The following is a 12,173-nucleotide window of genomic DNA, read 5'->3' as shown; positions in this document are numbered from 1 at the left end:
TCGCTTTCCGACCCACCGGGGGCGTTGCGCCACGGTAAAATCCCGCACCCCCGCGCGCGGGCCGGACAACCCCGTCGGACTCGTCCCTGACCTGCCAATAGACTCGGCGGGTCCCGATCCGAGTAAACCGACCCACGGGGGTTGACGAGATGCCCAGCATCTCCCGCGACGAGGTCGCGCACCTGGCCCGCCTGGCCAGGCTCGCCGTCACCGACGACGAGCTTGACCTGTTCGCCGGCCAGCTCGACGTGATCTTGCAGTCGGTGGCCACGGTGGGCGACATCGCCACCGCGGACATCCCGCCCACTTCGCACGCCGTTCCGCTGACCAACGTGTTCCGCGAGGACGTGGTGCGTCCCAGCCTCGGTCAGCAGCAGGCGCTCGCGGGCGCCCCCGCCGCCGAGGACGGTCGCTTCCGCGTTCCGCGCATCCTGGGTGAGGAAGCATGACCGATCTCATTCGTTCCACCGCCGCCGAGCTGGCCGCCAAGGTCGCGAGCCGGGAGGTGTCGGCGACCGAGGTCGCCCAGGCCCACCTCGACCGGATCGGCGAGGTCGACGGCGCGGTGCACGCGTTCCTGCACGTCGACACCGAGGGCGCGCTCGCAGCCGCCAAGCGGGTCGACGACGACATCGCCGCCGGTAAGCCGGTCGGCCCGCTGGCCGGCGTCCCGCTGGCCCTCAAGGACGTCTTCACCACCGAGGGCGTGCCGACCACCTGCGGCTCGGCGATGCTCGCGACGTGGAAGCCGCCTTACGACGCCACGGTCACCCGCCGCCTCAAGGAGGCCGGCATCGTGATCCTGGGCAAGACCAACATGGACGAGTTCGCGATGGGCTCCTCCACCGAGAACTCCGCGTTCGGCCCGACCCGCAACCCGTGGGACCTGGACCGGATCCCGGGCGGCTCGGGCGGCGGCTCGTCGGCGAGCCTGGCCGCGTTCGAGGCCCCGCTGGCGATCGGCACCGACACCGGCGGCTCGATCCGCCAGCCCGGCTCGGTCACCGGCACGGTCGGCGTGAAGCCCACCTACGGCGGCGTGTCCCGCTACGGCCTGGTGGCGTTCTCCTCCTCGCTCGACCAGGGCGGCCCGTGCGCGCGCACCGTGCTCGACGCGGCGCTGCTGCACGAGGTGATCGCCGGCTACGACCCGATGGACTCGACGTCGATCGACGCGCCCGTCCCGCCGGTCGTCGCGGCGGCCCGCGAGGGCGCGAACGGCGACCTGTCCGGCGTGACGGTGGGCGTGGTCACCCAGTTCAGCGGCGAGGGCTACCAGGCGGGCGTGCTGCGCTCGTTCGAGGCGGCCGTCGCGCAGCTCAAGCAGCTGGGCGCGGAGGTCGTCGAGATCTCCTGCCCGAGCTTCGACTACGCGCTGCCCGCGTACTACCTGATCGCGCCCAGCGAGGCGTCGTCCAACCTGGCCCGCTTCGACGCGATGCGCTACGGCGCCCGCCACGGCGACGACGACACCCGCAGCGCCGAAGAGGTCATGGCGATCACCCGCGACCAGTGCTTCGGCGCGGAGGTCAAGCGGCGCATCATGATCGGCACCTACGCGCTGTCGTCGGGCTACTACGACGCCTACTACGGCTCGGCGCAGAAGGTGCGCACGCTCATCACCCGCGACTTCCAGCAGGCGTTCGAGAAGGTCGACGTGCTGGTGTCGCCGACCACGCCCACCACGGCGTTCAAGATCGGCGAGCGCGCGGACGACCCGATCGCCATGTACAAGGCGGACCTCTGCACCATCCCGGCGAACCTGGCCGGCACGCCCGCCATGAGCGTCCCGAGTGGACTGTCCGATGAGGACGGTCTGCCGGTGGGGCTGCAAATCATGGCCCCGGCGTTGCAGGACCACCGGATGTACCGGGTGGCGGCGGCTTACGAGGCGGCCCGGGGCTCCGTGCTCGCGGGCGTGCCGGAACTGGCGGTGGCGCGATGAAGAAGGCCCGATCGATCTTCGCACTGCTCGGCGCGGGCAGCGCGGCGGCCAGCGCGTTCTCCACGCTGAAGTCCGCGCGTGGCAGGAACGACAAGCTGGCGCTGGTCAACGCCGTCGCGAGCATCCTGGTGGCGATCACCGGCGCGGCGCTGGCCGTGCGGGGTCTGCGGAAGGACGGCGAGGCATGACCGCGGTGCACGAGCTGATGGACTACGCCGAGGTCATCGAGCGGTTCGACCCGGTGCTGGGGCTGGAGGTGCACGTCGAGCTGCACACCAACACGAAGATGTTCTGCGGCTGCGCCAACCTCTTCGGCGGCGAGCCCAACACGCACACCTGCCCGGTGTGCCTGGGCATGCCCGGCGCCCTCCCGGTGGTCAACGGCAAGGCGATCGAGTCGGCCATCCGGATCGGCCTGGCGCTCAACTGCTCCATCGCGCAGTGGTGCCGGTTCGCCCGGAAGAACTACTTCTACCCGGACATGCCGAAGAACTTCCAGACCTCCCAGTACGACGAGCCGATCGCGTTCGGCGGCTGGCTCGACGTCACCCTGGACGACGGCGACGTGGTGCGCGTGGAGATCGAGCGCGCCCACATGGAGGAGGACACCGGCAAGTCCCTCCACGTCGGCGGCGCCACCGGCCGCATCCACGGCGCGGACCACTCGCTGCTGGACTACAACCGCGCCGGCGTCCCGCTGATCGAGATCGTCACCAAGCCGATCACCGGCACCGGCGAGCGCGCCCCCGAGGTCGCCCGCGCCTACGTGACCGCGCTGCGCGACCTGCTCAAGGCGCTGGACGTCTCCGACGTCCGGATGGACCAGGGCTCGCTGCGCTGCGACGCGAACGTGTCGCTGATGGCCAAGGACGCCACCGAGTTCGGCACCCGCACCGAGACCAAGAACGTCAACTCGCTGCGCAGCGTCGAACGCGCCGTGCGGTTCGAGATGACGCGGCAGGCCGCGGTGCTCGCCGGCGGCGGCACCATCCGCCAGGAGACCCGGCACTTCGACGAGTCGACCGGCGGCACGTCACCGGGCCGCGCCAAGGAGACCGCCGAGGACTACCGGTACTTCCCGGAACCCGACCTGGTGCCCGTCGCCCCGTCCCGCGAGTGGGTCGAACAACTGCGCGGCACCCTGCCGGAACTGCCGTGGGAGCGCCGCAAGCGGGTCCAGGACGAGTGGTCGCTGACCGACGCGGAACTGCGCGACCTGGTCAACGCGGGCGCGGTCGACCTGGTCACCGCGACCGTCGAAGCCGGCGCCACCCCCGCCGAGGCCCGGTCGTGGTGGGTGGCCTACCTGACCAAGGAGGCCAACGCGCGCGGCGTCGAGCTCGGCACGCTGGCCATCACCCCGGCCCAGATCGCCCGGGTCGTCGCCCTGGTCAACGCAGGCGAGCTGACCAACAAGCTGGCCCGCGAGGTGGTGACCGGCGTGCTGGAGGGCGAAGGCGAGCCGGAGGCGGTGATCGAGGCCCGCGGGCTCAAGGTCGTGTCCGACGACTCGGCGCTGGAGAAGGCCGTGGACGAGGCGCTGGCCGCGCAGCCCGACGTGGCCGCCAAGATCCGCGACGGCAAGGTCGCCGCCGCGGGCGCGATCGTCGGCGCGGTCATGAAGGCGACCAAGGGGCAGGCGGACGCGAAGAAGGTCCGCGACCTGATCATCGCGCGCTGCTCGTAGTCACGTCCGTCCACCGCGGGACAGGCTCCGGCCTGTCCCGCGGTGGCGTTTCGGAGATCATTCCCGCGGCAATGCCGGCGCCCCTCCGGCACGAACGTTTCCCGGCCCGCGCGCAATCCCCTCGGGCATTTGGACATCCGTCGAAGTGATCATCCACACGGCACTCGACGTATCTGGTCCGCGCCCACCCGCTCTTCCACCTCGAAGCACCGGTGTCCTCCGCGAAAGGCGGGGTGGCGAACAGTGACGAGGGGAGCGCCGACGGTGTTATTCCAGGCGACCGGTCGGTCGGATCGTCCCCTTATTGCGGGCCTCGACACACCACCTCTGTGTCAACACGTTCGCCCATTCGAGTGGTACCGTCCGTCCCGAAAGGGACTTCGCCCTGGTCAACGCTGACCGTCACGGCGGCAACGATTGCTCTCGGTGAATTTACCGCTCAAAGGTGCGTCCATCTGTGTAAGGCTTGAGCCGTTCGGCCGGGCCGGGGGGCCGCCGAATGATCACTCTCACCAGCCAAGCATCCCGGGGGGAAACACCGGGATCCGTTGTAGGGGAGGACAACGCATGTCTGCTGAAACCGATCCCAAGCTCGTCGAGGAGATCGACGCCATCCCGACCGACGTGGTCGAGGACGAAGAAGCCGAGGCGCTCGCCGCCCGCAAGGGCAAGAGCAACGGCGGCAACGGCACCGGTGCCGGCGGCGCCGTCCCGCAGGGCGGCCCGTACCAGACCCACAGCGAGCCCGGCGGCGGCGACGACCCCAACGGCGGCCCGTACCAGCCGCACTCGCCCGAGCCCGCCAAGCCCGGCCCGGTCGTCCCCACCGGCGGCCCGTACCAGACGCACTCGGAGCCCGTCGCGGTGAAGAACTAAGAGGCAGTGGACCGCACTGCCAGCCGGACGGGTGGCAGTGCGGTCCGCTAGCTTGTGCTCTCATATGAGAGTGCCTCTGGCGACCGCCGATCCCGTGGGGGATGCCCGCGAACTGCACCGCAAGGGCAAGGCATCCGCATCCGCGAACCGCTACCTGACCGCGACCCGCATCCTCCGCCAAGGACTGGCCCTGCTCGACCAGGCGGACGCGGACCCGGTCGGCCGGCTCGAAGTCCGCATCAGGCTGCTCATGACGCTGTCCTTCTGCCTGGCCGAAACCCAAGGCCTGGACGACGGGCTGCACCGGCTCGCGGACGCCCGCGGCGAGATCGCGGGCCTGCCGGAAGGGGCGCTGCGCGACGAGCTGACCAGCCTCGTCAACGGCGTCCAAGGCGTCCTGCTGTTCCGCGTCGGACGCATCGAAGAGGGCATCGGCTACGTCGACCTCGACGTCGCCCACCACGAACGCCTGCTGGAGCGCACCAAAGCCGACGGCGGCGACCCGACCCCCGTCGTCCAGTCGCTGATCACCACGCTCACCAACCGCGGCAACGCCTACGGCGAGATCCACCGCATCGACAACGCCGTGCGCGACCTCGACCGCGCCGCCGAACTCGCCACCGAGCACGACATCCCGCTGCGCGCCGCCCTGGCCACCCACTCGCTGGGCAACGTGCTGCGCCTGGCCGGCGACATCCCCCAGGCGCTGCGCCGCTACCAGGAAGCCAACCGGGCGTTCCGCGAACTCGAACCCGGACTCCTGCTGCGGCTCGGCATCGACCAGGCCGAAGCCATGATCAGCGTCGGCCTGACCGACGAGGCCGGCCGCCTGCTCGACGAGGTGCTGCCCGAACTGCGCCGGCAGCGGATCGGCCAGGACGTCGCCGAAGCCGAGCTCTACCGGGGCGCCGCGGCACTCGCCGACGGAGACCTCGTGCTGGCCCGGCGCATGGCCCGCTCCGCCCAACGCCGACTGGTCCGCCGCGGCAGCCCCGCGTGGGCCGCCGTCGCGGGCCTGATCGAACTGCGCGTCGACGCGCTGCGCGCCGTGGAATCCCGCCACTCGTCACCGTCGGTGCTGCGCCGGGCGCTGGAACTGGCCGCGCGGCTGAGCGCGCTCAAGCTCCACGACCAGGCCAAGCTCGCCACCGTGCTGGCCGCGCGGATGGAAGCCCGGCACGGCAACGTCGACAGCGCCGCCGAACTCCTGCGCCGGGTCGCCACCTCGCGCCGGTTCGCCCCCATCGACCACCGGATGCTGCTGCGGCTGTGCCGGGCCGAACTCGCGCTGGCGCGCGGCAACCAGCGCGCGGCCCTCGCCCAGGCCAAGGCGGGCCTGGCCGAACTGGGCCGGATGCGCGACCGCATGGGCGGCCTGGAACTGGTGTCCGGCACCGCCCTGCACGGCCGGGAACTGGGCGACCTGGCCGTTCGCCTGGTGCTGGAGAGCGGCGATTCCCCCGCCACCGCGAAGCGCTTGTTCACCTGGCTGGAGCGGACCCGGGCCCAGCTCTACCGGTACGACCCGGTCGAGTCTACTGTGGACAGTGCGCTGAGCGAGCGGATCACCGAGGTCCGGCAGCTCAGCCGGGCGCTGCTGCGGGCCAGGCTGGACGGCCTGCCCACGGCGGCACTGGAGGAGCGCCTCGCCACCAGCCAGCGCGACGCGATGCGCCTGGGCTGGAGCGAAAGCCCGTGGGGCAAACCCCGCCCCGTCGCCACGGCGGACGACATCGTGCCCCGCCTCGGCGACCGCGCGATGGTCAGCTTCGCGGCCTCCGGCGACAGCCTCGTGGCGGTCGTCCTGGCCGGCGGCCGGATCCGGATGAAGCGCCTCGGCTCGGTGGACGAAGCCACCGAATGCGCCCGCCGCCTGCACGCCGACCTCAACGCCCTGGCCCCCGACCACCTGCCCCCACCCCTCATGCAGGTGATCTCAGCCTCCGCCAGGCGGGAAGCGGAGAAACTGGACTGCCTCCTCCTGCGCCCCCTGGCGGACATGATCGGCACCCGCGCACTGGTCGTCGTCCCGACCGGAGCCCTGCACGTAGTCCCGTGGGGCGTACTCCCCACCTGCGCCGGCCGCCCCACAGTGGCCGTCCCGTCGGCGACGTCGTGGCTCTTCACCACCAGAGCGGACCGAGCCGGCGCAACCGGCGTCCTCCTGGTGCGAGGCCCAGGACTCCAAGCCGCACAAGGCGAGATCGACCGCCTGGCGGGCTACCACCGAGACGCCAAACTCCTCGGCGTGGCCGACGCGCGGGTCAGCTCGGTCCTCGACGCGCTGGACGGCGTGGAACTCGCCCACATAGCCGCGCACGGTGAGCACGAGCCCGAGAACGCCCTGTTCTCCAAGCTGGAGCTGGTGGACGGAGCCCTCTTCGCCCACGAGGTCGGCAGAGTCCGCCGCCCACCGCACCAGGTGGTCCTGGCAGCCTGCGAACTGGCCCTGAACCGAGTCCGCCCAGGAGACGAACCCCTCGGCTTCGCCGGAGCCCTCCTCGCCGGCGGCGCCCGCACGGTGATAGCCGCGTCGAGCCGCGTAGGCGACAAGCAGTCGGCAGAAGCCATGGCCGACTTCCACCACAACCTCGCAGCAGGAGCCTCCCCGGCCGTAGCCCTGGCAGACGCCATAGCCATAGACCCCCTACGCCGCCCCTTCGTCTGCCTCGGCTCCGGCTAACCCCACCCGCCCGCGACTCCCAACCGTCCTGGCGTCCACCAACCGCACCCGCAGACCCGCGGGCGCGATCGGTATGCGTCGGCCGTCATCCGCGACCCGCGTGCGTCGGCCCACGTGGGTCGGCTCGCATTGGGGTCCGCGTCGGGCGTGCGCTGGTCCGCGTGGAGAAGTGCAGCGGGCGCTGGTGCTCGGGTGCTCGCCGTGTGCCGCGCTCCATGATTACGGCAACGAAATCGGTATCTCGAAAGTGCCCGAATCCGCGACTTTTCTCTGAGCTTCGCCCGAAAGGGTGATCTCGGTCAGAAGTATCGCTTGCAGCACCACTCTATCGGCAGCCCGATCCCACTCGACAGTGCTTTCCATCGAAAGTGTGATCAACCGACCGTCACCGAACCCACTGGTCGGGTACGAGAGGTCCACGATAGGTGGAATTGAGGCCAACCTTTGCCCCTTCCGCGCGGCCGGAGCCACGAGGTCTGCCTCTGCCTGCGTCCCGGACACGGCTTGTCGAAGGCCGACCGTGCAGGGAAGCGGCGGCTCGTGAGTTCAGGGAAGTAAAGTGGTCGAGGCCGAAGTTCCCGACACTCCGCGTCAACTAGTCGAAAAGCGGTGCGATACGTGAAGTTCGAGAGGTCGACTGACGCCAGTGTGCCCAGTCCGAACAGACCAGTCCGACGGGGCTGGTCCTCGCTGCCGGCCTAGTCCTTGGCGGCCTAGTCCTTGCTTCCGCCGGCGGCGCCGTCCCGGACCACGATCACCACGCGGTCGTCGCTGGACACCGGTGTGCCGCCCGAGTTCTTGTTCACCGTGCCGATCAACGCCGTGTTGTCGTCCACCACCACCAGCGCACCAACCCGGCCGAAGCCGTTCTCCTTGTCCAGGAACGGTTCCGGCTTGCCGGTGAACCCGCCGTCCGGGCCCATCGGCAGCACGAGCGTGCCCGGCGTGCCGGCCGTGCCCACCCACACCGCGTTCGACAGCGACGCGCACCCGCTCACGCCCGGCTTGTCCGGCCACGACCACGCCGGGTTGCCCAGCGGCTTGCCCGCCTCCACCCGGTACAGCTGCTCGGCCGACGCGGCCGCGTCCGTCACCCACGTCTTCGTGCCGTCCGCCGACACGCACATCCCGCCCGGCGACCGCAGCCCGGACGCCAGCACCCGCGATCCCGCCGTCGGGTTGCCGCGCGCCGGCTGCCCCGAGCTGTCGATCCGCAGCACCTTGCCCGCCAGCGACTCCGGGTCCGCCGCCGACGCCGGGTTGCCCGCGTCACCCGTCGCCACGAGCAGCGCGCCGGTCCGGTCGTAGGCCAACGACCCGCGGTTGCCCGAAGGCCCCTTCGGGATGCCCGTCAACACGGGCTTCGGCACGTCGTTGGGTGCCAAGCGCATCACGCGGTTGTCCGTCGCGGTCGTCACGTACACGTAGACCAACTGGTCCTCCGGGTACGTAGGCGACAGCGTCACGCTCGTAAGGCCGCCGTCCGTCGACGCGTCCACCTCGAAGGTCTGCACCACGACCGGGTCGACGTCCTTCGTGACCCGCACCAACCGGCCCGTCGTCCGCTCGGTCGCCAACGCCGTCACCGCGCCGGTCGTCTGGTTCACGTCCGCCAGCGCCACGCCCGACACCGGCGACAGGCACGTCCCCACCACGGCCGGGTTGAAGTCCTTGCAGCCCTGCGGCGGCGGCACGGGCGTCGGCTGCTGCCCCGGCTGCTGGCCCTGACCGGGGCTGCTCGGCAGCTCGCCCGGCAGTTCGGGACGCGGCCCGGCCTGCGGCGTGAGCGCGGGCGCCTGGCTCCACCCGGCGGGCGCGGGCTGGTCCGGGAAGCTCGCGCAGCCGACGGCCAGCAGGCCGACAGCGGAGCCGATCAGCAACCCACGGAGTCGAGACACGGGTCCCAGGCTAAGCGCGCGGCCGTGAACGTGAGGTGAGAAGGTCCTCCAACGCCTGCTCCACGGCCTGCACGCGGTCCAGCAGCAACTCCAGTTCCTCCACCACGACCTGCGGGTTCTCCAACGGCAGGTAGTGCGTGTTCGGCAGCACCCGGACGCGCGCCTGCGGCAGCCCCGACACCGGGCCCACCATGCTGTCCGGCGACGTCAGCCAGTCGTACCGGCCCGCCAACACCGTCGTGGGGCACGTCACGCCCGTGAGGTCCTGGCGCGGAGTGCGGCCCAACGCCAGCGCCAACGTGAAGTACCACGACCAGTCGTGCTTCAGGAACCGCCGCAGCGACCCCACCGCGGTCGACGACACGTCCGGCACCGGCACCCGGTGCAGCACCGAGTCCAGCAACGGGCCGGCGAGCCGCAGTGCCGTCGCCGACGACACGCCGATCAGCCGGCGCACGTCCGGCGGCAGGCCCGGCACCCCGAGCATGCTCGCGAACGAGTCACCCGGCGCGCCCGCCACCAACAACAACCCCGACACCCGGTCGGGGTGCTGCAACGCCAACTCGGCCGCCACCGTCACGCCCATCGACCAGCCCATCACCACGCACCGCTCGACGCCGCCCGCGTCCAGCACCGCGAGCGCGTCCGCCACGTGATCACGCAGGGTGATGCGCGACGGGTCGTCCGGCCGGTCCGACCCCATCGTGCCCCGGTGGTACCAGCTGTGCACCTTGGCGGAGGACAGCGCGGGCCACGCTGACGCCGACGCGCCCAGACCCGGGCTCAGCAGCACGTCCGGGCCGTCGGTGTCGGTGCGCCACAGCCTGATCCGCGTGCCGTCCGTGGAGAACACGTCATGCTCCCGCATGGTCGAACAGTGTGCCGTAGCGTGCGGGTGTGACGCTTACCGTGTTGGTTCCCGACGAACTAGGCATCCACGTGTTGGCCGGCGTCGAAGGCGTTCGGCCGGTGCTCTACGCGGCGGGGGAGGACCTGCCGCCGGAGGCCGCCGACGCCGAGGTGCTGGTGCCGAAGTTCCTCCAGAGCACCGATCCGCGCGAGTTCTTCGGGCGGCTGCCGAAGTTGCGGCTCGTGCAGCTGCTGAGCGCGGGCGCGGAGCGGTTCATCGGGACCGTGCCGGACGGGGTGCTGCTGTCGACGTGCCGCGGGGCGCACGGCGGGAGCACCGCGGAGTGGGCGATCGGGGCGCTGCTGGCGATCTACCGGGACTTCCCGGCGTTCGACCGGGCCCGGGTCGACCGGCGGTGGGACTACCACCTGACGGACACGTTGCAGGGCAAGGAAATCCTCGTCGTCGGCGCGGGTGACCTGGGCGATCAGTTCCGCCGGCGGGTGGAGCCGTTCGACGCCACCGCGACGCTCGTCGGGCGGACCGCGCGGGACGGCGTGCGCGGGCTGGACGAACTGCCCGAGCTGCTCGGGTCGTACGACGTGGTGCTCGTGGTGGTGCCGCTGACCGACGAGACGACCGGGATGGTCGACGCCAAGTTCCTGGCCCGCATGCGCGACGGCGCGATCCTCGTCAACGCCGCGCGCGGCCCGGTGGTGGACACCGACGCCCTGGTGGCGGAGCTGGTGAGCGGGCGGTTGCGGGCGGCGTTGGACGTGACCGAGCCCGAGCCGTTGCCCGAGGACCATCCACTGTGGAGCGCCCCGGGTTTGTTCTTGACGCCGCACGTCGCCGGGTCGTGCTGCGGGCACGCGGAGCGGGCGTACGCCGTGGTGGCTTCGGAGGTGGAGCGTTTCGCGCGCGGCGAGCAACCCCGAAACCTGGTCCACGGCGACTACTGACCCCGCGCCCGCCTACGCCACCCTCACCCCGTCCTCCTGCCCCCGCCCGTTCTTCTGCCCCGTTCTCCTGCCCGGCTTCGCAAAGGCGGTGCCTTCGGCCCGGCTGTGCCCCAGCGATCCTGAATGCGCACTTTCCGCCCGATATTCCCTCGACGGGGGGCGCAACTAGGCCATTCGGGTGTGCGTTGGCCGCGTAACGGACGCTCGCGGTGGTCCTCCAAACCTCCTAACGTGCGGGTGCGTGGCTACTGACGATCGCTCGAAGAGCCCGAGCGGCTACTCCGACGACGGTTTCTACTCGACACCGACGAGTGGCGCGGGCGGAGGCGCCCACCACTTCGACGACGGCACCCAGTCGTTCGGCAAGGACACCACCGCGTTCAACAAGGACACCAGCAGCTTCGACACCTCCGGCTACACGCCGGTGGACACCTTCGGGCAGACCGCCGCCACCCACCGCGACGAGGAAGACGAGCGCAAGCCGTTCGGCTGGACCGGCAGCGCCGACCTGGGCCTGTTGGTGCTCCGAGTCGCGCTCGGCGCGGTGTTCATCGGGCACGGCGCGCAGAAGGTGTTCGGCGCGTTCGGCGGCCCCGGCATCGACGGGTTCGCGCGCCAACTGGCCGAATTCGGCTACCGCGAGGAGAAGATCCTCGCCTGGGTCACCGGCATCACCGAGCTGGCCGGCGGCGGCCTGCTGGTCCTGGGCCTGTTCACGCCGCTCGCGGCGGCCGGGATCCTGGGCGTGATGGCCAACGTCGTCGCCCTCAAGTACGGCGGCAGCCTCTTCCCGCCGGACGGCTTCCGCCGCTTCCTCAACTCGAACGGCGTCGAGCAGGAACTCGCCTACGCGGCCATGGCGTTCGCCCTCCTCTTCACGGGCCCCGGCCGCGCGGCGCTCGACTACAACCGGAGCTGGTTCCGCCACCCGTTGCTCGCGGGCTTCATCTGCTTCGTCCTGGCCGCCGGCGCGACGGCCGCGACGCTCCTGGTCTTCCGCACCTGACACCCGGCACCGCGACACCTGACTCCACCTCGCACCGCGACACGTGACCCCACCAGGCACCGCGACACGTGGCTCCACCTGGTACCGCGACACGTGGCTCCACCTGGTACCGCGACACGTGGCTCGCACCTGATCCACGGGCCGCCGGACTTCGCCCGACCGCGGACTCCTGGGCTGACACTGCTCGACCTACCGGGGTGTCTGCCCTGGTTGTCCGGGGCCGCGACTGCCCGTCCGCGTTCCATCTCCGCGTTCCATCTCCGCGT

General features: G+C 71.3%; 10 protein-coding genes. 8 read left to right on the top strand and 2 right to left on the bottom strand.

Features of this window, described 5'->3' with window-relative positions; genetic code table 11:
• Positions 1–149 precede the first annotated feature (149 nt).
• The 6 genes from gatC to BN6_RS34855 all read left to right on the top strand — a co-directional run bounded on the left by gatC (position 150) and on the right by BN6_RS34855 (position 7,191).
• A complete protein-coding gene (gatC, locus tag BN6_RS34880) occupies positions 150–449 on the top strand; it encodes an Asp-tRNA(Asn)/Glu-tRNA(Gln) amidotransferase subunit GatC (protein WP_015104569.1) in 300 nt (99 codons plus the stop codon).
• Positions 446–1,945 (top strand): Asp-tRNA(Asn)/Glu-tRNA(Gln) amidotransferase subunit GatA, encoded by a 1,500-nt coding sequence (gene gatA, locus BN6_RS34875; RefSeq protein ID WP_015104568.1) that lies wholly within the window; start codon positions 446–448, stop codon positions 1,943–1,945. The genes gatC and gatA overlap by 4 nt, the downstream gene beginning before the upstream one ends.
• Complete coding sequence (locus BN6_RS34870; protein WP_015104567.1) at positions 1,942–2,133, top strand: hypothetical protein; 192 nt, start codon at positions 1,942–1,944, stop codon at positions 2,131–2,133. Before gatA ends, BN6_RS34870 begins: the two co-directional genes overlap by 4 nt.
• Entirely contained in the window at positions 2,130–3,632 is a 1,503-nt protein-coding gene (gene gatB, locus BN6_RS34865; RefSeq protein ID WP_015104566.1) for an Asp-tRNA(Asn)/Glu-tRNA(Gln) amidotransferase subunit GatB, read from the top strand. The genes BN6_RS34870 and gatB overlap by 4 nt, the downstream gene beginning before the upstream one ends.
• 567 nt (positions 3,633–4,199) lie before the next feature.
• A complete protein-coding gene (locus tag BN6_RS34860) occupies positions 4,200–4,508 on the top strand; it encodes a hypothetical protein (protein WP_015104565.1) in 309 nt (102 codons plus the stop codon).
• 64 nt (positions 4,509–4,572) lie between these two features.
• Positions 4,573–7,191 carry a CHAT domain-containing protein gene (locus tag BN6_RS34855; RefSeq protein ID WP_015104564.1) on the top strand — a complete coding sequence of 873 codons (2,619 nt, stop codon included), beginning with the start codon at positions 4,573–4,575 and terminating at the stop codon, positions 7,189–7,191.
• A 713-nt stretch (positions 7,192–7,904) separates the two neighbouring features.
• Here BN6_RS34855 and BN6_RS34845 read toward each other — a convergent pair.
• Together BN6_RS34845 and BN6_RS34840 are read right to left on the bottom strand one after the other, a co-directional pair.
• Entirely contained in the window at positions 7,905–9,089 is a 1,185-nt protein-coding gene (locus tag BN6_RS34845; RefSeq protein WP_015104563.1) for a PQQ-dependent sugar dehydrogenase, read from the bottom strand.
• A gap of 10 nt (positions 9,090–9,099) precedes the next feature.
• Positions 9,100–9,957 carry an alpha/beta fold hydrolase gene (locus BN6_RS34840; RefSeq protein WP_041315155.1) on the bottom strand — a complete coding sequence of 286 codons (858 nt, stop codon included), beginning with the start codon at positions 9,955–9,957 and terminating at the stop codon, positions 9,100–9,102.
• A gap of 29 nt (positions 9,958–9,986) precedes the next feature.
• Here BN6_RS34840 and BN6_RS34835 point away from each other — a divergent pair, with 29 nt between their 5' ends.
• A complete protein-coding gene (locus tag BN6_RS34835; RefSeq protein WP_041315151.1) occupies positions 9,987–10,901 on the top strand; it encodes a 2-hydroxyacid dehydrogenase in 915 nt (304 codons plus the stop codon).
• Between the two features lie 241 nt (positions 10,902–11,142).
• Entirely contained in the window at positions 11,143–11,907 is a 765-nt protein-coding gene (locus BN6_RS34830; protein ID WP_051075850.1) for a DoxX family protein, read from the top strand.
• Positions 11,908–12,173: the final 266 nt, after the last annotated feature.

It is taken from the genome of Saccharothrix espanaensis DSM 44229 (assembly GCF_000328705.1).
In the GTDB taxonomy this organism is placed as follows: domain Bacteria; phylum Actinomycetota; class Actinomycetes; order Mycobacteriales; family Pseudonocardiaceae; genus Actinosynnema; species Actinosynnema espanaense.
The sequence above is the reverse complement of the archived record's forward strand: the minus strand, read 5'-3'. Positions and strand labels throughout refer to the sequence as shown.

Coding starts and splice junctions, on each gene's coding strand:
- gatC (WP_015104569.1), top strand. CDS start 150: ATGCCCAGCATCTCCCGCGACGAGGTCGCGCACCTGGCCCGCCTGGCC.
- gatA (WP_015104568.1), top strand. CDS start 446: ATGACCGATCTCATTCGTTCCACCGCCGCCGAGCTGGCCGCCAAGGTC.
- BN6_RS34870 (WP_015104567.1), top strand. CDS start 1,942: ATGAAGAAGGCCCGATCGATCTTCGCACTGCTCGGCGCGGGCAGCGCG.
- gatB (WP_015104566.1), top strand. CDS start 2,130: ATGACCGCGGTGCACGAGCTGATGGACTACGCCGAGGTCATCGAGCGG.
- BN6_RS34860 (WP_015104565.1), top strand. CDS start 4,200: ATGTCTGCTGAAACCGATCCCAAGCTCGTCGAGGAGATCGACGCCATC.
- BN6_RS34855 (WP_015104564.1), top strand. CDS start 4,573: ATGAGAGTGCCTCTGGCGACCGCCGATCCCGTGGGGGATGCCCGCGAA.
- BN6_RS34840 (WP_041315155.1), bottom strand. CDS start 9,957: ATGCGGGAGCATGACGTGTTCTCCACGGACGGCACGCGGATCAGGCTG.